We start from the raw sequence: 21,605 nt of genomic DNA, 5'->3' as shown, positions 1-21,605 counted from the left end.
ATTCGCGCCCGGCTTGCTGAATTCAAGTCGGCTTTGGCATATACTTATCCACAGGAAGACAACCGTGACGGGCGGAATTAATGGCTCTCACGCATAACCTGAATCTCACCAAATTCATCAATGACCACATTCCAGCTCTCTGATTCGAGCATTTTGAGATTGGTTTTCAGGTAAACGCTTGCAAAGAAGCCGAGCTCACGATTGCGCCCTGACGTGTCATCGGTGCGAATATCGGTAATATAGACCTGTTTATCACTAAATTCCCGCAACTCGATTGTATCAATCGGTTTACTTCCCGAATCGGTCACCTGCATCTGCTGCAAAAATACCTTGCCGGGGCGATTCGGCTGTTGAACGGCAATGAGCCGATAGTGACCGTAACGCGTTTCTTTCGCTTGTTTTGCCGCACCGCCGCTGACTTTCGGACTTGGCACGATTCCATTTGCATCCAGTCCGCCGGGATCTTCCCAACTGCCACCGCTGATCAAAAAGGTGACATCAGAGGGCAAGCCATCCAAAGCGTCAGCGCGCGCTGCCAGAGGCGTGCTGCCCAGAAGAATCAGGACCAAAGCTGGAATCAGTGAACGTTTTTGCATCGGTATCCATCAATTGGAAAATTGTTCGGCAAGGATCCTTTCGGACCACGAATGATCAGGGTCGGAAAGAATCCGCGCAGTCTTATCATTTGCCTGCTCAATGAGCACGCTCACCACGGATTTTACCTCGGTATTGTCGGCAACGGCGTTCACAGGGCGCTTTTCCGCCTCCAGGATTTCAACAGAAACCTTGACGCGATCCGACAGTAGAGCTCCCCGCCAGCGACGCGGACGAAAGGGGCAAACCGGCGTCAAAGCCAGCAACGGTGCATCCAGCGGCAAAATAGGGCCATGGGCCGAGAGATTATAGGCAGTCGATCCGACAGGGGTGGCAACCATCAGGCCATCGCAAATCAATTCATCCAAACGCTCTTGCCCATCAATCAACACGCGCAGTTTTGCGGCCTGATAGGATTGCCGCAGCAAAGAGACTTCATTGATCGCCAGTGCGATGGTCTCGGTGCCATCTGCCCCTATGGCAGTCATTTTCAGGGGGTGAAAGCCATTTTCCGTGGCAGCAGCGATTCGCTCTGGCAAGTGATCAACGCGGAAATCATTCATCAAAAAGCCGATACTGCCTCGATTCATGCCATAAATCAGCCGGCTGGAATTCATGGTTTCGTGCAGCACCTGTAGCATGAAGCCATCGCCCCCCAATGCCACAAGCACGTCAGCATCTTCAGGGCGCGTGTTGCCGTAAATTTGAATCAACTGCTCACGGGAAGCAAGCGCCTCTACCGTGTTGGCGGCAACAAAGGAAAGCGACCGAGGGGAGCGCACCATGCAAGAAGACCTGTTGAAAACGCCAGAAGACCTGTTGATAACGAATGTCTTGGTACATGATAAACGCCTGACGCGCCAAGGTTTTTCCTGATACTGCCCTTAGAAAATAGTGAAAATATGCAAATTGCCCCTTTACAGCCGAGGCGAATCTGCTAGTTAGGCCGCACTGCCCTTGTAGCTCAGTTGGTAGAGCACCTGATTTGTAATCAGGGGGTCGCGGGTTCGAATCCTGCCGGGGGCACCACTCACTTTCAGTTGTTTTTGTTGGATTTTATCTGCGTTTTAATCGCATGTTTTTGCACTGCGAAAAAATCCTCTAACGCTTCTGATAATGCATATTTGTACTTTACAGCGCGTTCGAATCTGTTAGATAGGCCGCACTGCCCTTGTAGCTCAGTTGGTAGAGCACCTGATTTGTAATCAGGGGGTCGCGGGTTCGAATCCTGCCGGGGGCACCACTCTTTCCGTTTTTAAAGTATTTTATAACGCGCCAGCGTTTGGCGTGCGTCGCCTTTTATGCTGGCGGTGCAAGGAAGGCGAAATAGGCCCAGACAAGCGCGAAAAAAGCAACGACAGCAAGCCCGGCAAGAAGTTTGCGCAGACCGGGGCGAGGTTGTTTCGGCGGAGTGGGCTTGCGAAATTTAATAACATTGTCGTTCATGGAACCTCCTGCTTTTATGCTGTCGTAGATTGCCAAAGCGGGTTTGGGCAATCACCGTTTACTGCATAATTTCTTAAATCAGAATCGATTTAAGGCGAAAATTATGCAGCATATTAAAACTGTTACAGCGACCTTTGCGCGCCATATATGGTGAGAGGCGCTGTAGTATCAGTATCTCACGGAAGTCTTGCAGCTTGGTTATAAACCCCAAAGCCGATCCGTTCTGCTCACAAAAAAGGCCACGAACGCGATTCGCAGCCTTTCGGGTAAGATCATCTGGATGCCGCATCAGTAAGCCTTTTCCAGAATAAATGTTTACGCCATGCCTGCCGGATCACCAATTGGCAGGAGCGCAGGATTCGGCACCGGATCATTGGGGTTCTTGGTATCACCCTCATCGGTGACAGGCGGCTTTATGGCTCCGTCCTGCGTGCGGTCGGGCACGCCGGGTGTATGGTTTGGGCCGCGTGGGCCGTCCTGTGGCTTTTCCGGGATCTGGGTCGGCATGTTTTGTCCTCCTTTTTGTTACGTCTTAACCTAACGAAAGGTGGAGGGTTTGGTTCCCGTAACGGACACGAATTAACCTTGTTCAAAAATAAGCCGCAATGCCGTCGATCGGGTGTGATGCGGCATGTGCCGCATCACACTGCTGTACCAATAAGTGGGTCAGGCCTTTTTCAACAGATGCTGACGCGAGGCGTAGAGCGCAATCGCAGCTGCGTTCGAGACATTGAGCGATTTAATCTCGCCCGGCATATCGAGCCGTGCCAGCGCGTTGACGGTTTCGCGCGTCTTCTGGCGCAGACCCTTGCCCTCAGATCCGAGCACCAATGCTATTTTTTCACCGCTAAAGCTGTTTTCCAGTGGTTGTGGGCCTTCCGAATCAAGCCCGATGGTGAAGAAGCCCAGTTTGTGCAACTCACCCAATGCGTCAGAAAGATTGGTGATCTGAATATAAGGGATTAATTCCAGCGCACCGGAGGCCGATTTGGCCAGCACGCCTGATTCGGTCGGGCTGTGGCGCATGGTGGTAATCACAGCACCTGCGCCGAACGCCACGGCTGTGCGCATAATCGCGCCGACATTGTGGGGATCGGTCACCTGATCCAGAACCAGCAACAACGGGCTTTCTTTCAATGCTTCCAGCCGGCGAAGGGGCAGGGGCCGTGTTTCCAGCATCACACCCTGGTGGATGGCTTCCGGCCCCAGCACCTTGTCGATATCCTGCGGGCTGACGATATCCACAGGAAAAGACAGGTCCGAGATATTTGTAATTTCCAGCCGGGCGAGGGCATTTTGGGTGGCCGAAAGCTTGATCAGCTTGCGCTGAGGATTATCAAGCGCGGCACGCACAGTGTGCAGGCCGTAAAGGTAGACCTGATCAGCAGCCAATTGCGGCGGGGTCCAATCAGCATTGGATTTGCGCCGTTTCTGGTGCTCAGGCGTGGGAATTTCGCCGCGTTCGCGCTTTGCATCACGCACCTGACGGCGCAATGTTGCATAGTGGGTATCACGGCCCGATTTGTCGTTTGGTGTATCTTTGCTCATACATCCTTATAGCTGGCCGCGCGCGCGCGGGATAGTGAGCCCGTGATTTCGGCGTAAAAGGGCGATGAAAATTTTATCGAAAAAATCCGCAAAAAGCGTGTTGACTTCTTTCGTTCAGGCCGTCATAAGGCCGCCAACGGAACGCAGCGCACCACTGCAAAGCGGCTCCGGGAAGAAAGCTTGGTAGCTTGATCCGGTCGAATAACTGGAGGGATGCCCGAGTGGTTAAAGGGGACGGACTGTAAATCCGTTGGCTCAGCCTACGTTGGTTCAAATCCAACTCCCTCCACCATTCGACCTCGGATCAATACCACCGCGGGTATAGCTCAATGGTAGAGCAGCAGCCTTCCAAGCTGAATACGCGGGTTCGATTCCCGCTACCCGCTCCAGATAAGTTTCCAGAACAAATTCAGCGCTTTATACAGTTTTTTTGTTATAAATGTCTCAAGCGGTCTCGCTTGTGCATTTATTGCTTGCGCAATTGTCGCGAAAGCCTTAAACGGCGGCGCTAAACCGGTTCGCCGGGTCAACCATCTTTCGATCATCAGGAAGCATTCAAATGGCAAAGAGTAAGTTTGAGCGCAACAAGCCGCACGTTAACATTGGCACGATCGGCCACGTTGACCATGGCAAGACGTCTCTGACGGCAGCAATCACCAAGTTCTTCGGCGAGTTCAAGGCATACGACCAAATCGATGCTGCTCCTGAAGAAAAGGCTCGTGGTATCACCATCTCGACCGCACACGTTGAGTATGAAACAGCCAACCGTCACTACGCACACGTTGACTGCCCCGGCCACGCCGACTACGTCAAGAACATGATCACCGGTGCAGCGCAGATGGACGGCGCGATCCTGGTTTGCTCCGCTGCTGACGGCCCAATGCCACAGACCCGCGAGCACATTCTGCTTGCTCGTCAGGTTGGCGTTCCTGCCATCGTTGTTTTCCTCAACAAGGTTGACCAGGTTGACGACGAAGAACTGCTGGAACTCGTTGAACTCGAAGTTCGCGAACTGCTTTCTTCTTACGACTTCCCAGGCGACGACATTCCAGTTGTAAAGGGCTCTGCTCTTGCTGCTTTGGAAGACAGCAACAAGAAGATCGGCGAAGACGCAATCCGCGAGCTGATGGCTCAGGTTGACGCCTACATCCCAACACCAGAGCGTCCAGTTGACCAGCCATTCCTGCTGCCAATCGAAGACGTATTCTCGATCTCTGGTCGCGGTACGGTTGTGACTGGCCGCGTTGAGCGTGGTATCATCAAGGTTGGTGAAGAAGTTGAAATCGTCGGCATCCGTGCGACGCAGAAGACGACTGTTACCGGCGTTGAAATGTTCCGCAAGCTGCTCGATCAGGGTCAGGCTGGCGACAACGTTGGTGCGCTGATCCGCGGTATTACCCGTGATGGCGTTGAGCGTGGTCAGATTCTCTGCAAGCCAGGTTCTGTCAAGCCACACACCACGTTCATGGCAGAAGCCTACATCCTGACGAAGGAAGAAGGCGGCCGTCATACACCATTCTTCACCAACTACCGCCCACAGTTCTACTTCCGTACAACGGACGTAACGGGTATTGTTGAGCTGCCAGAAGGCACAGAAATGGTTATGCCAGGCGACAACGTGACTGTTAAGGTTACGCTGATCAACCCAATCGCCATGGAAGAAAAGCTTCGCTTCGCGATCCGCGAAGGTGGCCGTACCGTTGGTGCTGGTATCGTTGCATCGATCGTAGCCTAAGTTTAATCCGTAATGGATTTGAAAGCCCCGCTGGCAACGGCGGGGCTTTTTTCGTTTCTTGGCTGACGTGGATCAAACCTGCAACGATGGAGCTTCTTGCGTTAACATCGGGCAGAGGGTTTCAGGCCGTGGCGCACGCAATGGGACTTTTTATAGCGTTGGTGCGAAAAACGAGAGTATCGTATCGATTCCGGCCAAAATCTTTATGCAAAGGGACAATAGTCGTTGTGCGACGAGCGGCAGGGGCCTTTGCTGATCTGCGTCGCAGCCACGGTTACCAGCCCGTCCGACGTCCTTGCTGCTGAGTGCAAACAGGGTGACCATTGTGAAGGCTGCGGCTGCGAGGGCGGTCCGGGGTATCGGGCACCAAATGGCAAATGCGTTGGCTTTAAGAACCTTGCCAAACTGAGCGGCACGCCGCCGGAAATGCGTTGTGTGTTTGAAAATGCACAGGGCACCGGGGTAAATCGCGATTGCGTGCTTGGCAAGAGCGACAGCGATGAACATGATGCCGAATAAAAAGACGCAGAATTTGTTAGTAGTCGCAAAAAAGTGATGAATTCTGCCGCTTGCGGGACACATTTTCAGGTTAGGTTCATGTTGCCATCAAAGATGGAGACAATTGCCGTTCGTTTCGACCCTTGCGTCGAGATAGAGACAAGCTCAAACCTTTGAGGACGTCCGATGAAGAAGTGGACGTGCGTAGCCTTTATCGCACTATCGTTGTCCCAAGTTACCGCCACCGCTGTTGCACATGCAAGCGATGGTGATCGCCCGCTGATATGGAATGTGTCGCGCTCAGGCCAAAATGGTGTGATGCTGCGGACCGGCGTGCAGTTGAGAAACAGCTATGAGCCCAAAGTGGGCATAGACACTTCACTGATTCCCAGAAAGTCAGGTGAGGTTGATGCCAATACGATGCCCATCAAGCTATGGGCGCGCATTCGCCTTGAAGGATTTGATGTCGGGCCGGGGTCGCCCGTCATGGTCAATGCCGATGTGAATCCAACCCTGGGCAATGGCGGCGTTTCGCTGCGAGCGAGTCGTTCATGGAATGTGTCGCCTGATGTTGAGCTTGCATCCACGTCGGTGTTGCGCGCCTCTCAGGTGCATGGCGAGGGGCGGGGGCTTTCTGCCACGCAGAGAATCAATCTTTCTGTCCCCGATTGGTCGACATCCCTCTATAGTGAGACGGTCATTGATTCTGTGAATAGCCAAACAACCGGATCAGTCGGTTTGAATAAGGATATTTTCAAATCCGTGAACCTCTCCGCATCGCTGGGCGACGTTTATAGTGCTCCAAAGCCGGCATTTCATGCTGGCTACAGCCATCATTGGTAGGAAAGTAAAATACGTTGAAAAAATTCAAAAAAACACTTGCCATTATCCGTTCAGTCTCTTAAACGGTGCCCCGTAGCAAACAAACAGTTGGCGGTTTCAAAAACGGTTGTGATGCTAGAGTGAAGGGGTATAGCTCAGTTGGTAGAGCGGCGGTCTCCAAAACCGCAGGTCGTAAGTTCGAGCCTTACTGCCCCTGCCAGTTTCAAACGCCTTCGAAAGATATTTTGTGTCTTTCGGGGCGTGTGTTAATTTGTTTGAGCGGCAATTTTCTTCTTGTGAAGTTGGGTGTTGCCGTTTATGTATGACTTCAACAGACACGCGGTGCGTGGGGCTGAATGTTCAGCTTTACGTGCCGTAGATGCGTGGGCAATAGATGGCATCCAAGATTAATCCATTTACGTTTTTGCAGCAGGTTCGCTCGGAGACGTCGAAAGTTACTTGGCCTTCGCGCCGCGAGACTCTGATCTCTACGGCGATGGTTTTGGCTATGGTGATCTTTGCCTCGTTGTTTTTCTTTGCTTCAGATCAGGTCATTGGCTGGGTTCTCAGCCTCGTCCTTAATCTTGGCAAGTAATAGGGCGGGAGACGAACATGGCTGCACGTTGGTATATCGTTCACGCTTATTCCAATTTTGAGAAGAAAGTAGCGGAATCGATTGAAGAGAAGGCTCGGCAGAAGGGTCTTGAGCATCTCTTTGAAAAGATTCTGGTGCCGACCGAGAAGGTTGTTGAAGTTCGTCGCGGCCGCAAGGTTGATGCTGAGCGCAAATTTTTCCCCGGCTACGTGCTGGTTCGCGCAAATCTGACGGATGAAGCTTATCACTTGATCAAGAATACGCCTAAGGTTACGGGCTTTCTTGGATCCGACAATAAGCCTGTTCCGATTCCTGATCACGAGGCTGAGCGCATTCTCGGTCAGGTTCAGGAAGGTGTTGAGCGTCCGAAGTCGTCGGTCTCCTTCGAGATTGGTGAGCAGGTTCGTGTTTCCGACGGTCCTTTTGCATCGTTTAACGGTGTTGTGCAGGACGTCGATGAAGAGCGCTCGCGCCTCAAGGTGGAAGTTTCTATTTTCGGTCGGGCCACCCCGGTCGAACTCGAATACGGTCAGGTCGAAAAGGTCTGATCGAAAAGAGGGTTTCCCTCTATCGCGTGGGAGGATGGCAGTCTCTAAGCCGGGCTGTGCAGACGGACCACGCAACCGCAGCCGCCGGATTGTTCCGGCATAGTTAAGCCGGGTAACCGGTTTGGAATGAAAGGCAGAGAGAATGGCTAAGAAAGTTGCAGGCCAGCTCAAGCTTCAGGTCAAGGCAGGGTCTGCTAACCCATCCCCGCCAATTGGTCCTGCGCTTGGTCAGCGTGGCGTAAATATCATGGAATTCTGCAAGGCGTTTAATGCCGCTACGCAGGAAATGGAAAAGGGTATGCCGATTCCGGTCGTCATTACCTATTACCAGGACAAGTCCTTCACCTTCATCATGAAGCAGCCGCCAATGACCTATTGGCTGAAGAAGGAAGCTAAGCTGACCTCTGGCTCGAAGACTCCGGGCAAGGGCGCTAAGGCTGGTTCGATCACCAAGGCTCAGGTTCGCACGATCGCTGAAGCCAAGATGAAGGACCTGAACGCAGCCGACATCGAAGGCGCAATGGCAATGGTTGAGGGCTCTGCCCGCTCCATGGGCCTGGAAGTGGTAGGTTGATCATGGCAAAAGTTGCAAAGCGTATGCAGAAGGTCCGCGAAGGTGTGGATCCTACAAAGCTCGTTGCTCTTGCTGATGCGATCAGCATGGTAAAAGAGCGCGCCGTTGCCAAGTTCGATGAAACCATCGAAATTGCAATGAACCTTGGTGTTGACCCACGTCATGCTGACCAGATGGTTCGCGGCGTTGTCAATCTTCCAAACGGCACAGGCCGTGACGTTCGCGTTGCTGTTTTCGCCCGTGGTGCAAAGGCTGATGAAGCCCGCGCAGCAGGTGCTGAAGTTGTTGGCGCAGAAGATCTGGTTGAAATCGTTCAGGGCGGCAAGATCGATTTCGATCGCTGCATTGCGACACCAGACATGATGCCATTGGTTGGTCGTCTTGGTAAGGTTCTCGGCCCACGCGGCATGATGCCTAACCCCAAGGTTGGCACTGTGACCATGGATGTTGCTGGTGCCGTTAAGGCTTCCAAGGGTGGCGCTGTTGAATTCCGCGTTGAAAAGGCCGGTATCATTCATGCAGGCGTTGGCAAGGCTTCGTTCGACGCCAAGGCTCTTGAAGAAAACATCAAGGCTTTCGCTGACGCTGTTGTCAAGGCAAAGCCAGCCGGTGCCAAGGGCAACTACGTCAAGCGCGTTGCGATTTCCTCGACCATGGGTCCAGGTGTTCGCGTCGAGCTTTCGACTGTAACAGCTTAAAGATTTTCGGGTCATTTGACCCGAATGAAAGAATTTCCGCTCCTTCGGGAGCGGAAATGTCTGGTTTTAACCCCAGACACTCCTGTCCGAGATTGTGGGTGGCCTTCGGGCCTTAATATTGACCCTCATGAGACGGGTGAGACTCGATTTTTTAAAGCGTCTGTAGACGGTTTTGGAAGTTCGGTTCGAGCCTTGTGAGCCTTGCGCCTGATTGTTCAGTGCGAGGGGGCAGGAAACTCAAACGTCTCTAACGATCCTTTTTGAGGATATCGTAGGGATAAAGGCAAACCCGACAGGATTGAAGTTTACCAATCCTGTCTACTGGAGACAGACAGTGGAAAGAGCGGAAAAACGCGAATTCGTCACGGAGCTGAATGAAGTCTTCAAGGCTTCTGGTTCAGTTGTCGTGGCCCACTATGCTGGTGTCACAGTTGCGCAGATGAACGACTTCCGTTCAAAAATGCGTGCTGCTGGCGGCACCGTCAAAGTCGCGAAGAACCGTCTGGCCAAGATCGCTCTTCAGGGCACGGAGTCGGAAGAGATGTCAAATCTCTTCACCGGACAGACGCTGATTGCATACAGCGCCGATCCGATTACGGCTCCAAAGGTCGTCGTGGATTTCGCCAAGACCAATGACAAGCTCATTGTTCTCGGTGGTACCATGGGCGCAACACCTCTCAATGCTGAAGCAGTCAAGTCGCTTGCGACCCTGCCTTCGCTCGATGAGCTGCGTGCAAAGCTGCTGGGCATGATCCAGACGCCTGCAACGCGCATCGCAGGGGTTGTTCAGGCACCGGCAGCTCAGCTCGCCCGCGTGTTTGGAGCCTATGCCAAGAAGGACGAAGCCGCGTAAGGCGGTTTTTCGCTGTTCATATTTAAACCAGTTCGAACTGAACACTAAAGGACTAGTAAAATGGCTGATCTCGCTAAGATCGTTGAAGACCTCTCTGCATTGACCGTTCTGGAAGCTGCTGAGCTTTCCAAGATGCTCGAAGAAAAGTGGGGCGTTTCTGCAGCTGCTCCTGTAGCTGTTGCTGCTGCTGGCGGCGCTGCTCCTGCTGCTGCTGAAGAAGAAAAGACTGAATTTGACGTTATCCTTACCGATGCCGGCGCTAACAAGATCAACGTGATCAAGGAAGTTCGCGGCATCACCGGTCTCGGCCTCAAGGAAGCCAAGGACCTGGTTGAAGGCGCTCCTAAGCCAGTTAAGGAAGGCGTTTCCAAGGCTGAAGCTGCTGACCTTAAGAAGAAGCTGGAAGATGCCGGCGCTAAGGTTGACGTTAAGTAATAACGGACTTTACGTGGGGGAGAGAGTTTCATACTCTCTCCCTTTGCGTCATGTTCGCGGAAGTCATTACCCAAAAGTCCGTAAAACGACTTTTGGGTAATGGGTTCTCAAGAGGATGGTTCTCAAGAGATGCACCAGGCAATCCGGCCTGCGGCATTTATTTTGAACGAGATTGATGATCCATGATTGACGGAGCCCCCTGGCCAGGTGCTTCCGTCTGTTGCAGGCCCGGGTGCAAACTGACAAGGAGCGACGATGGCTCAGACCCTTACCTTTAACGGTCGCAGGCGCGTACGCAAGTTTTTCGGAAAAATTCCAGAAGTTGCTGAGATGCCGAACCTTATTGAGGTTCAGAAGGCATCTTATGATCAGTTCCTCATGGTGGATGAGCCACAAGGTGGTCGTCCGGACGAGGGACTTCAGACTGTTTTCAAATCAGTCTTCCCGATCACCGATTTTTCCGGTGCGTCGATGCTCGAGTTCGTGTCGTACGAATTCGAACCACCAAAGTTTGATGTTGATGAATGCCGTCAACGCGATCTGACCTACGCAGCTCCACTGAAGGTGACGCTGCGTCTTATCGTGTTTGATATTGATGAAGATACGGGCGCTCGCTCGATCAAGGACATCAAGGAACAGTCTGTCTACATGGGCGACATGCCTTTGATGACAAACAACGGTACCTTTATTGTCAATGGTACTGAGCGCGTTATCGTATCGCAGATGCACCGCTCTCCAGGCGTGTTCTTTGACCACGACAAGGGCAAAAGCCATTCGTCTGGCAAGTTGCTGTTTGCTGCGCGCGTCATTCCTTACCGTGGTTCGTGGCTCGACATCGAGTTTGATGCCAAGGACGTTGTCCACGCCCGTATCGACCGCCGCCGCAAGATTCCAGTAACGTCGCTGTTGATGGCTTTGGGCATGGATGGGGAAGAAATTCTTTCCACATTCTATTCCAAGTCGAACTACAAGCGCGATGGTAAGCTGTGGCGCGTTCCCTTCAATCCGGAAACATTGAAGGGCTCCAAGGCTATTGTCGATCTGATCGATGCAGACAGCGGCGAAGTCGTTGTTGAAGCCGGCAAGAAGCTTACCCCACGTTTGCTGCGTCAGTTGCAGGACAAGGGTTTGAAGGCGCTGCAAGCCAGCGACGAAGATCTCTATGGCAACTATCTGGCTGAAGACATTGTCAATTTTGAAACCGGTGAGATTTATCTCGAAGCTGGTGACGAGATCGACGAAAAGACTCTGCCGATCATCCTCGAAGCTGGTTTTGACGAGATTCCGGTTCTTGGTATCGACCATATCAATGTCGGTGCTTACATCCGCAACACCTTGGCTGTTGACAAGAACGAGAACCGTCAGGACGCTCTGTTCGACATCTACCGTGTGATGCGTCCGGGTGAGCCACCGACCATGGATTCGGCAGAAGCCATGTTCAACTCGCTGTTCTTTGATGCTGAGCGCTACGATCTCTCTGCGGTGGGCCGCGTGAAGATGAACATGCGTCTGGATCTTCAGGCCGAAGATACCGTGCGCGTGCTGCGCAAGGACGACATTTTGGCTGTGGTCAAGATGCTTGTTGAACTGCGTGACGGCAAGGGCGAGATCGACGATATCGACAACCTCGGCAACCGTCGTGTTCGTTCTGTTGGTGAGTTGATGGAGAACCAGTATCGTCTGGGTCTGCTGCGTATGGAGCGCGCCATCAAGGAACGCATGTCGTCGATTGAAATCGACACTGTGATGCCGCAGGATCTGATCAACGCCAAGCCTGCTGCTGCTGCTGTGCGCGAATTCTTTGGTTCGTCTCAGCTCAGCCAGTTCATGGACCAGGTCAACCCGTTGTCGGAAATCACCCACAAGCGCCGTCTTTCGGCTCTTGGACCAGGTGGTCTGACCCGCGAACGCGCTGGCTTCGAAGTGCGCGACGTGCATCCGACCCACTATGGTCGTATTTGCCCGATTGAAACGCCAGAAGGTCCGAACATCGGTCTGATCAACTCGCTGGCAACCTTTGCACGCGTCAACAAGTATGGCTTCATTGAAAGCCCATACCGCAAGATCGTCGATGGTGCCGTGACCAAGGACGTGATCTACCTCTCCGCTATGGAAGAGGCCAAGTATTACGTTGCTCAGGCCAATTCCGAGCTGGATGCAGACGGTCGTTTCGTCGAAGAGTTCGTCGTTTGCCGTCATGCTGGCGAAGTTATGCTGTCGCCACGCGACACCATCAACCTGATGGACGTTTCGCCAAAGCAGCTCGTGTCTGTTGCGGCAGCGCTCATTCCGTTCCTGGAAAACGACGACGCCAACCGCGCTCTGATGGGCTCCAACATGCAGCGTCAGGCTGTGCCTCTGCTGCGCGCAGAAGCACCGTTTGTCGGTACCGGCATGGAGCCAATCGTTGCCCGTGACTCCGGTGCTGCTATCGGTGCCCGTCGCGGCGGCGTGGTCGACCTGGTTGACGCAACACGTATCGTTATCCGCGCCACAGAAGACCTCGATCCGTCGAAGTCTGGTGTTGATATCTATCGTCTGCAGAAGTTCCAGCGTTCAAACCAGAACACCTGCGTTAACCAGCGTCCGCTGGTGTCGGTTGGTGACGTTCTGAACAAGGGTGATATCATCGCTGACGGTCCATCGACCGATCTGGGTGACTTGGCTCTTGGCCGTAACGCGCTTGTCGCGTTCATGCCCTGGAACGGCTACAACTACGAAGACTCGATCCTGATGTCTGAGCGCATCGTGAGCGAAGACGTGTTCACGTCGATCCATATCGACGAGTTCGAAGTCATGGCCCGCGACACCAAGCTTGGTCCTGAAGAAATCACTCGCGATATTCCGAACGTATCGGAAGAGGCGCTGCGCAATCTCGATGAAGCCGGTATCGTCTACATCGGTGCGGAAGTGCAGCCGGGCGATATTCTCGTTGGCAAGATCACACCTAAGGGCGAAAGCCCGATGACACCAGAAGAAAAGCTTCTGCGCGCCATCTTTGGTGAGAAGGCGTCTGACGTTCGTGATACATCCATGCGCATGCCTCCGGGCACGTTTGGTACCATTGTTGAAGTTCGTGTTTTCAACCGCCACGGCGTTGAAAAAGACGAGCGCGCAATGGCGATCGAGCGGGAAGAAATCGAGCGTCTGGCCAAGGACCGTGATGACGAGCAGGCCATTTTGGACCGCAACGTCTACGGCCGTCTGATGGACATGCTGCGTGGCCATATCGCCATTGCAGGTCCAAAGGGCTTCAAGAAGGGCGTCGAGCTCACCAACGCTGTGGTGTCTGAATATCCCCGTTCGCAATGGTGGATGTTCGCTGTCGAAGACGAAAAGGCTCAGAGCGAGTTGGAAGCCCTTCGCGGTCAGTACGACGAATCCAAGTCGCGCCTTGAGCAGCGCTTCATGGACAAGGTCGAGAAGGTCCAGCGCGGCGACGAAATGCCTCCGGGCGTCATGAAGATGGTGAAGGTCTTTGTTGCTGTGAAGCGCAAGATCCAGCCAGGCGACAAGATGGCTGGCCGTCACGGCAACAAGGGTGTTGTATCGCGCATCGTGCCGGTGGAAGATATGCCGTTCCTGGAAGATGGTACGCATGTTGACATCGTGCTCAACCCGCTCGGCGTGCCATCGCGTATGAACGTCGGTCAGATTCTCGAAACGCATCTTGCCTGGGCATGCGCCGGTATGGGCAAGAAGATCGGTCAGATGCTGGAGGATTACCAAAAGCATCACGATATCACCGAGTTGCGGACCGAGCTGGTCGATCTTTATGCCAGCGAGACCCATGACGAAGTGGCCAAGTTTGACGATGAATCGCTTCTTCGTCTAGCTGATCAGTCCAAGCGTGGTCTTTCCATCGCAACGCCGGTTTTTGACGGTGCGCATGAGTCGGACGTATCAGCCATGCTGGAGCGTGCGGGCCTCAATCCATCCGGTCAGTCGGTTCTGTATGATGGCCGTACAGGCGAGCCTTTCGACCGTAAGGTCACGGTTGGCTACATGTACATGATCAAGCTGAACCACTTGGTTGACGACAAGATCCACGCCCGTTCGATCGGTCCATACTCGCTCGTCACACAGCAGCCGCTGGGTGGTAAGGCGCAGTTCGGCGGTCAGCGCTTCGGGGAAATGGAAGTCTGGGCGCTGGAAGCTTACGGCGCGGCTTACACCTTGCAGGAAATGCTGACGGTGAAGTCGGATGACGTGGCCGGTCGTACCAAGGTCTATGAAGCCATTGTTCGTGGCGATGACACGTTTGAAGCCGGTATTCCGGAATCCTTCAACGTTCTCGTCAAGGAAATGCGCTCTCTGGGTCTGTCGGTCGAGCTGGAAAATTCCAAGCTTGAACTGCCCGAAGGTGCTGCACCGTTGCCGGACGCTGCTGAATAAATGTGACAAAGGGTGCGCGCGTGGTGACGCGCGCCCCATCTCTCGCAGCTTGATTTTTTAAGTTGACGAAGGGATTGTTGCCGCAATCAGCGGTTATTGTCGTTTTAAGGTTCGGTGCGCTATTGCGGTAAATAATCGCATCCGATGCCAAGCCGAGGGCGCAAGCCCCCACAAGGAGATAGGCATGAACCAAGAGGTCATGAACCTTTTCAACCCGCAGGTCCCTGCGCAGCACTTCGATTCCATCCGGATTTCGATTGCTTCGCCGGAGAAGATCCTGTCGTGGTCGTATGGCGAAATCAAAAAGCCGGAAACCATCAACTATCGTACGTTCAAGCCTGAACGCGATGGTCTTTTCTGCGCGCGTATCTTTGGCCCAATCAAGGATTACGAATGCTTGTGCGGCAAGTACAAGCGTATGAAATATAAGGGCATTATCTGCGAAAAGTGCGGCGTTGAAGTTACGCTGTCGCGCGTTCGTCGTGAACGTATGGGCCATATTGAGCTGGCAGCACCTGTCGCTCACATTTGGTTCCTGAAGTCGCTTCCTTCGCGTATTTCGACACTGCTCGATATGACGCTGAAGGATGTTGAGCGCGTTCTCTACTTCGAAAACTACATTGTCACTGAGCCGGGCCTCACCGCTCTGAAACAGAATCAGTTGCTCTCTGAAGAAGAGTATATGATGGCTGTGGATGAATATGGTGAAGACCAGTTCACAGCGATGATCGGCGCTGAAGCCATCTTTGAAATGCTCGCTTCGATGAATCTGGAGCGCATTGCTGGCGATCTGCGTCAGGATTTGGCCGATACCACGTCGGATCTGAAGCAGAAGAAGCTGATGAAGCGTCTCAAGATCGTTGAGAACTTCATGGAATCCGGCAATCGTCCTGAGTGGATGATCATGAAGGTTGTTCCCGTGATTCCACCGGACCTGCGTCCGCTGGTGCCGCTGGATGGTGGCCGTTTTGCGACCTCTGACTTGAACGATCTCTATCGCCGCGTGATCAACCGTAACAACCGCTTGAAGCGTTTGATCGAACTGCGTGCGCCAGGCATCATTATCCGTAACGAAAAGCGCATGTTGCAGGAATCTGTCGATGCGCTGTTCGACAACGGTCGTCGTGGCCGCGTCATCACCGGCGCGAACAAGCGTCCGCTGAAGTCGCTGTCCGACATGCTCAAGGGCAAGCAGGGCCGCTTCCGTCAGAACTTGCTCGGTAAGCGCGTCGACTATTCTGGTCGTTCGGTTATCGTGACCGGTCCTGAATTGAAGCTGCACCAGTGCGGTCTGCCAAAGAAAATGGCGCTCGAACTGTTCAAGCCATTCATCTACGCCCGTCTGGACGCCAAGGGTTACTCCTCGACTGTCAAGCAGGCCAAGAAGCTGGTTGAAAAGGAAAAGCCGGAAGTTTGGGATATCCTCGACGAGGTTATCCGCGAGCATCCTGTTCTTTTGAACCGCGCGCCAACGCTGCACCGTCTTGGCATTCAGGCATTTGAGCCGATCTTGGTTGAAGGCAAGGCCATTCAGCTGCATCCGCTCGTCTGCACGGCCTTCAACGCCGACTTCGACGGCGACCAGATGGCTGTTCACGTGCCGCTTTCGCTGGAAGCCCAGCTGGAAGCGCGCGTGTTGATGATGTCGACCAACAACATTCTGCATCCGGCAAACGGTCAGCCGATCATCGTTCCTTCACAGGACATGGTTCTCGGCCTGTACTACCTGTCGATCATGAACCAGAATGAGCCGGGCGAAGGCATGGTCTTCTCCGATATCGGTGAGTTGCATCACGCTTTGGAAAACAAGGTTGTGACACTGCACTCCAAGATCCGCGGTCGTTTCAAGACTGTGGATGCCGAGGGCAACCCTGTGTCTCACATCCATGAGACCACACCGGGCCGTATGCTCATTGGTGAATTGCTGCCAAAGAATGTCAATGTGCCATTCGATATCTGCAATCAGGAAATGACCAAGAAGAACATCTCCAAGATGATCGACACGGTTTATCGCCATTGCGGTCAGAAGGACACGGTCATTTTCTGCGACCGGATCATGCAGCTTGGCTTCAGCCACGCCTGTAAGGCTGGTATTTCCTTCGGTAAGGATGACATGGTCATTCCTGAAACCAAGGCAAAGATTGTCGGCGACACCGAGTCTTTGGTGAAGGAATACGAACAGCAGTACAACGACGGTCTGATCACTCAGGGCGAAAAGTACAACAAGGTTGTTGACGCTTGGGGTAAGGCGACTGAAAAGGTTGCGGAAGACATGATGGCCCGCATTAAGGCCGTTGAGTTTGACCCGGAAACCGGCCGCCAGAAGCCGATGAATGCGATTTACATGATGTCTCACTCCGGTGCGCGTGGTTCTCCGAACCAGATGCGTCAGCTGGGTGGTATGCGTGGTCTTATGGCCAAGCCATCAGGTGAAATCATCGAGACGCCAATCATCTCGAACTTCAAAGAAGGCCTGACCGTGAACGAGTACTTCAACTCGACCCACGGTGCCCGTAAGGGTCTTGCAGATACCGCCTTGAAGACCGCGAACTCCGGTTACCTGACCCGTCGTCTGGTTGACGTGGCGCAGGATTGCATTGTCAACATGGTCGATTGCGGTACCGATAAGGGCCTGACCATGACGGCGATTGTCGATGCCGGTCAGGTGGTTGCCTCGATTGGTGTGCGTGTTCTGGGCCGTACGGCGCTGGACGATATCGATCATCCAGTTACGGGTGAGCGGATTGTTGAAGCAGGCCGCATGATCCTCGAAGCTGACGTGATCGAGATCGAAAAGGCTGGCATTCAGTCCATCCGCATTCGCTCGGCTCTGACCTGCGAAGTTCAGACAGGCGTTTGCTCGGTTTGCTACGGTCGCGACCTTGCGCGTGGTACACCGGTCAACATGGGTGAGGCCGTCGGCGTTATCGCGGCTCAGTCCATCGGTGAGCCAGGCACGCAGCTGACCATGCGTACCTTCCACTTGGGCGGTACGGCCAACGTGGTTGACCAATCGTTCCTGGAAGCATCGTATGAAGGCACGATCCTGATCAAGAACCGCAACATGTTGCGCAACTCTGACGGCGTGTTCGTCGCCATGGGCCGCAGCATTGCCATCACCATTCTCGATGAGCGTGGCGTTGAGCGGTCTTCGCAGCGCGTTGCTTACGGCTCGAAAATCTTCGTGGATGATGGCGACAAGGTTCGTCGCGGCCAGCGTCTCGCAGAGTGGGACCCATACACACGTCCAATCATGACGGAAGTGGAAGGGACTGTTCACTTCGAAGATCTGGTCGACGGTATCTCCGTTCTGGAAGCCACCGACGAGTCGACCGGTATCACCAAGCGTCAGGTTATCGATTGGCGCTCCACGCCACGCGGTTCGGATCTGAAGCCTGCGATCGTGATCAAGGACGCATCTGGCAACGTTGCCAAGTTGGGTCGTGGTAGCGATGCCCGCTTCCAGCTGTCCGTGGATGCTATTCTATCGGTAGAACCCGGTCAGAAGGTATCGCCCGGTGAAGTTTTGGCCCGTTCGCCAATGGAAAGCGCCAAGACCAAGGACATCACCGGTGGTCTGCCACGCGTTGCCGAATTGTTCGAAGCGCGTCGTCCGAAGGATCACGCCATCATCGCTGAGATTGATGGTACGATCCGCCTGGGTCGCGACTACAAGAATAAGCGTCGCGTGATCATCGAGCCTGCTGAAGATGGTGTAGAGCCAGTCGAATACCTGATTCCGAAGGGCAAGCCCTTCCACCTTCAGGATGGCGACTATATCGAAAAGGGTGATTACATCCTCGACGGTAACCCTGCACCGCACGACATTCTGGCGATCAAGGGCGTGGAAGCCTTGGCTTCTTACCTCGTGAACGAAATCCAGGAAGTCTATCGTCTTCAGGGCGTGGGCATCAACGACAAGCACATCGAAGTGATTGTTCGCCAGATGTTGCAGAAGGTTGAAATCACCGATGCGGGCGATAGCCAGTACATCGTGGGTGACAACGTTGATCGCATCGAAATGGAAGACATCAATGATGCGTTGATTGAAGAAGGCAAGAAGCCGGCTGTTGGCGAACCCGTTCTTTTGGGTATCACCAAGGCCTCGCTCCAGACACCTTCGTTCATCTCGGCGGCATCCTTCCAGGAAACCACAAAGGTTCTCACGGAAGCTGCAATTGCCGGTAAGATGGATACCCTTCAGGGTCTGAAGGAAAACGTCATTGTTGGTCGTCTGATCCCGGCCGGTACAGGTGGCACCATGACTGCTATTCGCCGGATTGCCTCGTCGCGTGACGAACTGATCCTCGAAGAGCGCCGTAAGGGCACAGGTGCGGATATCGCCACACCGATGCTGCGTGACATGGCAGGAGATAATGCGCCTGCCGCTGAATGATGGCAGTGACGCTTTAAGCACATAGTAAAGCCGCCCGGTGGAAGCCGGGCGGCTTTATTGCGTCAAACAGACAGGCGCTATGTGGCAAGATCTATCCTTACATGTCTCTTCGGTGCCTATGAGGCTTTTATAGAAAGGGCAAGGCGGCCTGCTGCTCGTAGCCGACTATGCCGGAGGCGTCGGCTATAGGAACCCAGAAAAACCGAAAAAGGATAGGTATGTCTGAACCATGTGGCGACATTTCCTGAGCCGTCCAGCTCCCAGAAAATTCACCTTCGAGCACAATATGGAAGAAATGGCGTTTATGCAGGATCGCTTTGCCATCTCGAACAGCAGTATAGATGGTGGATGTCAGAAAGCGCGGGGCAGAGCCGGTGCGCAAGCCGCTTTCTTCGCAAAACTCACGTTGGGCTGCATCGCTGTGGGTTTCGCCAGGCTCAACCGTGCCGCCGGGGACTTGTGGCAGAATTTCTGGAAAGTCCGGCTCTTCAAAAACAAGGAGCCGACCTTTCCATGTCGCATAAATGAGAACCTTATCAATCGGTGGTGTACGCACCGTCCAAGCCTCAATCGAAGCGAATAATGGCCACTTCGCCTTCAAGTGCGCCTTGATAAGCCGATGCATGGGGTTCATCGACCGGCACTTCTGTGACCATGCCGATCTGGTCGAGGTCTGCCTCGAGGAAGCCCTCTTCGGAAAGCGCGTTCAGCGCACCGCGCACCGCTGAATCATCATCCGGCGCGCACAGAAGAATATGAAGGTCGATGCCTTCCGAGCCAGCCTCTTCATAGGCTTTGGCGATGATAATGAAAACCATCGGATTTTCGGAAGCATTGTCGTTGTCGGGTGTGGAAATCATGTCAGAGTCCTTTCGAACGGCGAGGCTTTCGGTCTGATGTCACGTCCTGTCTGGTGTCATGGACCGGTGGATGAAATCAATGTAAACAATGCGCTGGGCAAAGGTCACACTCGAAATTATGGCGCTGGATACCCGATTTCCGGCGCACATCGGGGAATAGGTTTAATCGGCGAGGGGCACGTTATAGATCATGCCCTTGCGGTCAAGATCGCAATGCGCCCTGCAAACTGATTCTGGGACTTTCCCTGTAAAAATTGCGATAGAATTCTTGCACGCAATCAATATTCGTCTCATAATCGTGCATAAGAGCGTCGCTGTGGGCTGCAAAGCCCTGCACAGCCTAATATTTTCCTGCCAAGGCTTGACGGAACCGGGCGAAAACAGTAGTACGCCCCGCATCGGAGCCAATGTGAGGTTATGCTTTTCGGAACGCCATGTTCTGGAGTTTCCCTCAAACAAGGATCCAAAACGCACTTTGAAGACATGAATGCTGCACGCACGACGTATCTATATGCGTCCTCTGCCTTTTGTGGTCTATCCAGAAAAATGGGTATGGCCATGTTTCGCGCATGTAGAAAATTGTGCGGCCACCGCCGTAACGGCAAAAGCGGGCCACAGGGGCTCAAGTGACAAGAATAAAAGGGATGGTTCTATGCCTACCGTAAATCAGCTGATCCGCAAGCCGCGTCAGGCACAGGTAAAGCGCAATAAGGTTCCTGCTTTGCAGGAAAATCCACAGAAGCGTGGCGTTTGCACACGCGTTTACACAACGACACCTAAGAAGCCTAACTCGGCTCTTCGTAAGGTTGCCAAGATCCGTTTGACCAATGGCTTCGAAGTCATCGGCTACATTCCGGGCGAAGGCCACAACCTGCAGGAACACTCTGTTGTCATGATTCGTGGCGGCCGCGTAAAGGACTTGCCAGGTGTTCGTTACCACGTGATCCGTGGTGTTCTTGATACGCAAGGCGTCAAGAACCGTAAGCAGCGCCGCTCCAAGTATGGTGCGAAGCGTCCGAAGTAATTCGGCATTCCACATTTAGATTTCCAACGCTGCGCGAGGTTCTCCGCGTTTTAAAGCGTTCCAACCGTTGAGAGACGAAAAATATGTCACGTCGCCATAAAGCAGAAAAACGCGAGATCAACCCGGACCCAAAGTTCGGCGATCTGGTCGTCACCAAGTTCATGAACGCCATCATGTTGCACGGCAAGAAGTCCGTTGCTGAAAGCATCGTTTACGGTGCGTTTGATGTTGTTGAGAGCAAGTCCAAGCAGGAACCGATCGCAATCTTCCATCAGGCTCTCGAAAATGTAGCGCCTCATGTTGAAGTTCGTTCGCGTCGCGTTGGTGGTGCAACGTATCAGGTGCCAGTCGATGTGCGTCCGGAGCGCCGCCAGGCGCTCGCCATCCGCTGGTTGATCAACGCAGCTCGCAAGCGCAACGAGACAACAATGGTTGACCGTCTTTCTGGCGAATTGCTGGATGCATCCAACAATCGCGGCAGCGCCGTCAAGAAGCGCGAAGACACGCATAAGATGGCCGACGCAAACCGCGCCTTCTCGCACTACCGTTGGTAATCTTAAAAACGATCGAATATCGAAAGGCAG

At 53.5% G+C, this 21,605-nt stretch carries 20 protein-coding genes and 5 tRNA genes; 18 read left to right on the top strand and 7 right to left on the bottom strand.

Annotated elements, in window-relative coordinates; all coding sequences use genetic code 11:
- Nucleotides 1-77 precede the first annotated feature (77 nt).
- Entirely contained in the window at nucleotides 78-596 is a 519-nt protein-coding gene (locus E6C51_RS05530) for a hypothetical protein (protein ID WP_146929098.1), read from the bottom strand.
- A gap of 9 nt (nucleotides 597-605) precedes the next feature.
- Entirely contained in the window at nucleotides 606-1,379 is a 774-nt protein-coding gene (locus E6C51_RS05525) for an NAD kinase (protein ID WP_146929101.1), read from the bottom strand.
- 168 nt (nucleotides 1,380-1,547) lie between these two features.
- Between E6C51_RS05525 and E6C51_RS05520 the strand changes: the two genes are divergently transcribed.
- Nucleotides 1,548-1,623 (top strand) — tRNA-Thr (locus tag E6C51_RS05520).
- A 138-nt stretch (nucleotides 1,624-1,761) separates the two neighbouring features.
- A tRNA-Thr gene (locus tag E6C51_RS05515) sits at nucleotides 1,762-1,837 on the top strand.
- Nucleotides 1,838-1,893: 56 nt separating this feature from the next.
- On the opposite strand, the gene E6C51_RS05510 is transcribed toward E6C51_RS05515, so the two are convergent.
- From E6C51_RS05510 to rlmB, 3 genes are all read right to left on the bottom strand, one after another.
- Nucleotides 1,894-2,040, bottom strand: coding sequence for a hypothetical protein (locus tag E6C51_RS05510; RefSeq protein ID WP_186827628.1), 147 nt, complete (start codon nucleotides 2,038-2,040; stop codon nucleotides 1,894-1,896).
- Between the two features lie 315 nt (nucleotides 2,041-2,355).
- Nucleotides 2,356-2,547: a hypothetical protein gene (locus E6C51_RS05505; protein WP_190235280.1), complete on the bottom strand. Its 192-nt coding sequence runs from the start codon at nucleotides 2,545-2,547 to the stop codon at nucleotides 2,356-2,358.
- A gap of 159 nt (nucleotides 2,548-2,706) precedes the next feature.
- On the bottom strand, nucleotides 2,707-3,588 hold the full coding sequence (gene rlmB / locus E6C51_RS05500) for a 23S rRNA (guanosine(2251)-2'-O)-methyltransferase RlmB (protein WP_146929107.1): 882 nt from the start codon (nucleotides 3,586-3,588) through the stop codon (nucleotides 2,707-2,709).
- Nucleotides 3,589-3,795: 207 nt separating this feature from the next.
- Between rlmB and E6C51_RS05495 the strand changes: the two genes are divergently transcribed.
- The 14 genes from E6C51_RS05495 (at nucleotide 3,796) to rpoC (ending at nucleotide 19,137) form a co-directional block, all read left to right on the top strand.
- Nucleotides 3,796-3,880, top strand: a tRNA-Tyr gene (locus E6C51_RS05495).
- A gap of 23 nt (nucleotides 3,881-3,903) precedes the next feature.
- Nucleotides 3,904-3,977, top strand: a tRNA-Gly gene (locus tag E6C51_RS05490).
- A gap of 170 nt (nucleotides 3,978-4,147) precedes the next feature.
- Complete coding sequence (gene tuf, locus E6C51_RS05485) at nucleotides 4,148-5,323, top strand: elongation factor Tu (protein ID WP_146929110.1); 1,176 nt, start codon at nucleotides 4,148-4,150, stop codon at nucleotides 5,321-5,323.
- A 225-nt stretch (nucleotides 5,324-5,548) separates the two neighbouring features.
- A complete protein-coding gene (locus tag E6C51_RS05480; protein WP_190235279.1) occupies nucleotides 5,549-5,842 on the top strand; it encodes a hypothetical protein in 294 nt (97 codons plus the stop codon).
- 165 nt (nucleotides 5,843-6,007) lie between these two features.
- The gene (locus E6C51_RS05475; RefSeq protein ID WP_146929113.1) at nucleotides 6,008-6,664 is read left to right on the top strand and encodes a hypothetical protein; all 657 of its coding nucleotides are present in this window, start codon (nucleotides 6,008-6,010) and stop codon (nucleotides 6,662-6,664) included.
- A 123-nt stretch (nucleotides 6,665-6,787) separates the two neighbouring features.
- Nucleotides 6,788-6,863: transfer RNA gene (locus E6C51_RS05470), tRNA-Trp, on the top strand.
- A 174-nt stretch (nucleotides 6,864-7,037) separates the two neighbouring features.
- Nucleotides 7,038-7,238, top strand: coding sequence for a preprotein translocase subunit SecE (gene secE / locus E6C51_RS05465; RefSeq protein ID WP_146929116.1), 201 nt, complete (start codon nucleotides 7,038-7,040; stop codon nucleotides 7,236-7,238).
- A 17-nt stretch (nucleotides 7,239-7,255) separates the two neighbouring features.
- Nucleotides 7,256-7,786: a transcription termination/antitermination protein NusG gene (gene nusG, locus E6C51_RS05460; RefSeq protein WP_146929119.1), complete on the top strand. Its 531-nt coding sequence runs from the start codon at nucleotides 7,256-7,258 to the stop codon at nucleotides 7,784-7,786.
- Between the two features lie 142 nt (nucleotides 7,787-7,928).
- Complete coding sequence (gene rplK / locus E6C51_RS05455; RefSeq protein WP_146929122.1) at nucleotides 7,929-8,360, top strand: 50S ribosomal protein L11; 432 nt, start codon at nucleotides 7,929-7,931, stop codon at nucleotides 8,358-8,360.
- Between the two features lie 2 nt (nucleotides 8,361-8,362).
- Complete coding sequence (gene rplA / locus E6C51_RS05450) at nucleotides 8,363-9,058, top strand: 50S ribosomal protein L1 (RefSeq protein WP_146929125.1); 696 nt, start codon at nucleotides 8,363-8,365, stop codon at nucleotides 9,056-9,058.
- Nucleotides 9,059-9,392: 334 nt separating this feature from the next.
- Nucleotides 9,393-9,911 carry a 50S ribosomal protein L10 gene (gene rplJ, locus E6C51_RS05445; RefSeq protein WP_146929128.1) on the top strand — a complete coding sequence of 173 codons (519 nt, stop codon included), beginning with the start codon at nucleotides 9,393-9,395 and terminating at the stop codon, nucleotides 9,909-9,911.
- 60 nt (nucleotides 9,912-9,971) lie between these two features.
- Nucleotides 9,972-10,346 carry a 50S ribosomal protein L7/L12 gene (gene rplL, locus E6C51_RS05440; RefSeq protein ID WP_146929131.1) on the top strand — a complete coding sequence of 125 codons (375 nt, stop codon included), beginning with the start codon at nucleotides 9,972-9,974 and terminating at the stop codon, nucleotides 10,344-10,346.
- Between the two features lie 255 nt (nucleotides 10,347-10,601).
- Complete coding sequence (gene rpoB, locus E6C51_RS05435) at nucleotides 10,602-14,741, top strand: DNA-directed RNA polymerase subunit beta (protein ID WP_190235278.1); 4,140 nt, start codon at nucleotides 10,602-10,604, stop codon at nucleotides 14,739-14,741.
- Nucleotides 14,742-14,925: 184 nt separating this feature from the next.
- A complete protein-coding gene (rpoC, locus tag E6C51_RS05430; protein WP_146929137.1) occupies nucleotides 14,926-19,137 on the top strand; it encodes a DNA-directed RNA polymerase subunit beta' in 4,212 nt (1,403 codons plus the stop codon).
- Nucleotides 19,138-19,264: 127 nt separating this feature from the next.
- On the opposite strand, the gene E6C51_RS05425 is transcribed toward rpoC, so the two are convergent.
- Both E6C51_RS05425 and E6C51_RS05420 read right to left on the bottom strand, forming a co-directional pair.
- A complete protein-coding gene (locus tag E6C51_RS05425) occupies nucleotides 19,265-19,771 on the bottom strand; it encodes an NUDIX hydrolase (RefSeq protein WP_230987071.1) in 507 nt (168 codons plus the stop codon).
- The gene (locus E6C51_RS05420) at nucleotides 19,704-19,997 is read right to left on the bottom strand and encodes a transcriptional regulator family protein (protein WP_146929143.1); all 294 of its coding nucleotides are present in this window, start codon (nucleotides 19,995-19,997) and stop codon (nucleotides 19,704-19,706) included. Before E6C51_RS05420 ends, E6C51_RS05425 begins: the two co-directional genes overlap by 68 nt.
- 652 nt (nucleotides 19,998-20,649) lie before the next feature.
- Between E6C51_RS05420 and rpsL the strand changes: the two genes are divergently transcribed.
- Nucleotides 20,650-21,021 (top strand): 30S ribosomal protein S12, encoded by a 372-nt coding sequence (rpsL, locus tag E6C51_RS05415; protein ID WP_042618537.1) that lies wholly within the window; start codon nucleotides 20,650-20,652, stop codon nucleotides 21,019-21,021.
- A gap of 83 nt (nucleotides 21,022-21,104) precedes the next feature.
- On the top strand, nucleotides 21,105-21,575 hold the full coding sequence (gene rpsG, locus E6C51_RS05410) for a 30S ribosomal protein S7 (RefSeq protein ID WP_146929146.1): 471 nt from the start codon (nucleotides 21,105-21,107) through the stop codon (nucleotides 21,573-21,575).
- Nucleotides 21,576-21,605 lie beyond the last annotated feature (30 nt).

It is taken from the genome of Gillisella terrae, from assembly GCF_004801395.1.
Classification (GTDB): Bacteria; Pseudomonadota; Alphaproteobacteria; order Rhizobiales; family Rhizobiaceae; genus Allorhizobium; species Allorhizobium terrae.
Note: the sequence above shows the minus strand (reverse complement) of the source record. Positions and strands in the feature narration are given on the sequence as shown.

Excerpts from the sequence above, each read along its gene's own strand:
- E6C51_RS05530 (WP_146929098.1), bottom strand. The coding sequence starts at position 596 with ATGCAAAAACGTTCACTGATTCCAGCTTTGGTCCTGATTCTTCTGGGC.
- E6C51_RS05525 (WP_146929101.1), bottom strand. The coding sequence starts at position 1,379 with ATGGTGCGCTCCCCTCGGTCGCTTTCCTTTGTTGCCGCCAACACGGTA.
- E6C51_RS05510 (WP_186827628.1), bottom strand. The coding sequence starts at position 2,040 with ATGAACGACAATGTTATTAAATTTCGCAAGCCCACTCCGCCGAAACAA.
- E6C51_RS05505 (WP_190235280.1), bottom strand. The coding sequence starts at position 2,547 with ATGCCGACCCAGATCCCGGAAAAGCCACAGGACGGCCCACGCGGCCCA.
- rlmB (WP_146929107.1), bottom strand. The coding sequence starts at position 3,588 with ATGAGCAAAGATACACCAAACGACAAATCGGGCCGTGATACCCACTAT.
- tuf (WP_146929110.1), top strand. The coding sequence starts at position 4,148 with ATGGCAAAGAGTAAGTTTGAGCGCAACAAGCCGCACGTTAACATTGGC.
- E6C51_RS05475 (WP_146929113.1), top strand. The coding sequence starts at position 6,008 with ATGAAGAAGTGGACGTGCGTAGCCTTTATCGCACTATCGTTGTCCCAA.
- secE (WP_146929116.1), top strand. The coding sequence starts at position 7,038 with ATGGCATCCAAGATTAATCCATTTACGTTTTTGCAGCAGGTTCGCTCG.
- nusG (WP_146929119.1), top strand. The coding sequence starts at position 7,256 with ATGGCTGCACGTTGGTATATCGTTCACGCTTATTCCAATTTTGAGAAG.
- rplK (WP_146929122.1), top strand. The coding sequence starts at position 7,929 with ATGGCTAAGAAAGTTGCAGGCCAGCTCAAGCTTCAGGTCAAGGCAGGG.
- rplA (WP_146929125.1), top strand. The coding sequence starts at position 8,363 with ATGGCAAAAGTTGCAAAGCGTATGCAGAAGGTCCGCGAAGGTGTGGAT.
- rplL (WP_146929131.1), top strand. The coding sequence starts at position 9,972 with ATGGCTGATCTCGCTAAGATCGTTGAAGACCTCTCTGCATTGACCGTT.
- rpoB (WP_190235278.1), top strand. The coding sequence starts at position 10,602 with ATGGCTCAGACCCTTACCTTTAACGGTCGCAGGCGCGTACGCAAGTTT.
- rpoC (WP_146929137.1), top strand. The coding sequence starts at position 14,926 with ATGAACCAAGAGGTCATGAACCTTTTCAACCCGCAGGTCCCTGCGCAG.
- E6C51_RS05425 (WP_230987071.1), bottom strand. The coding sequence starts at position 19,771 with ATGAACCCCATGCATCGGCTTATCAAGGCGCACTTGAAGGCGAAGTGG.
- E6C51_RS05420 (WP_146929143.1), bottom strand. The coding sequence starts at position 19,997 with ATGATTTCCACACCCGACAACGACAATGCTTCCGAAAATCCGATGGTT.
- rpsL (WP_042618537.1), top strand. The coding sequence starts at position 20,650 with ATGCCTACCGTAAATCAGCTGATCCGCAAGCCGCGTCAGGCACAGGTA.
- rpsG (WP_146929146.1), top strand. The coding sequence starts at position 21,105 with ATGTCACGTCGCCATAAAGCAGAAAAACGCGAGATCAACCCGGACCCA.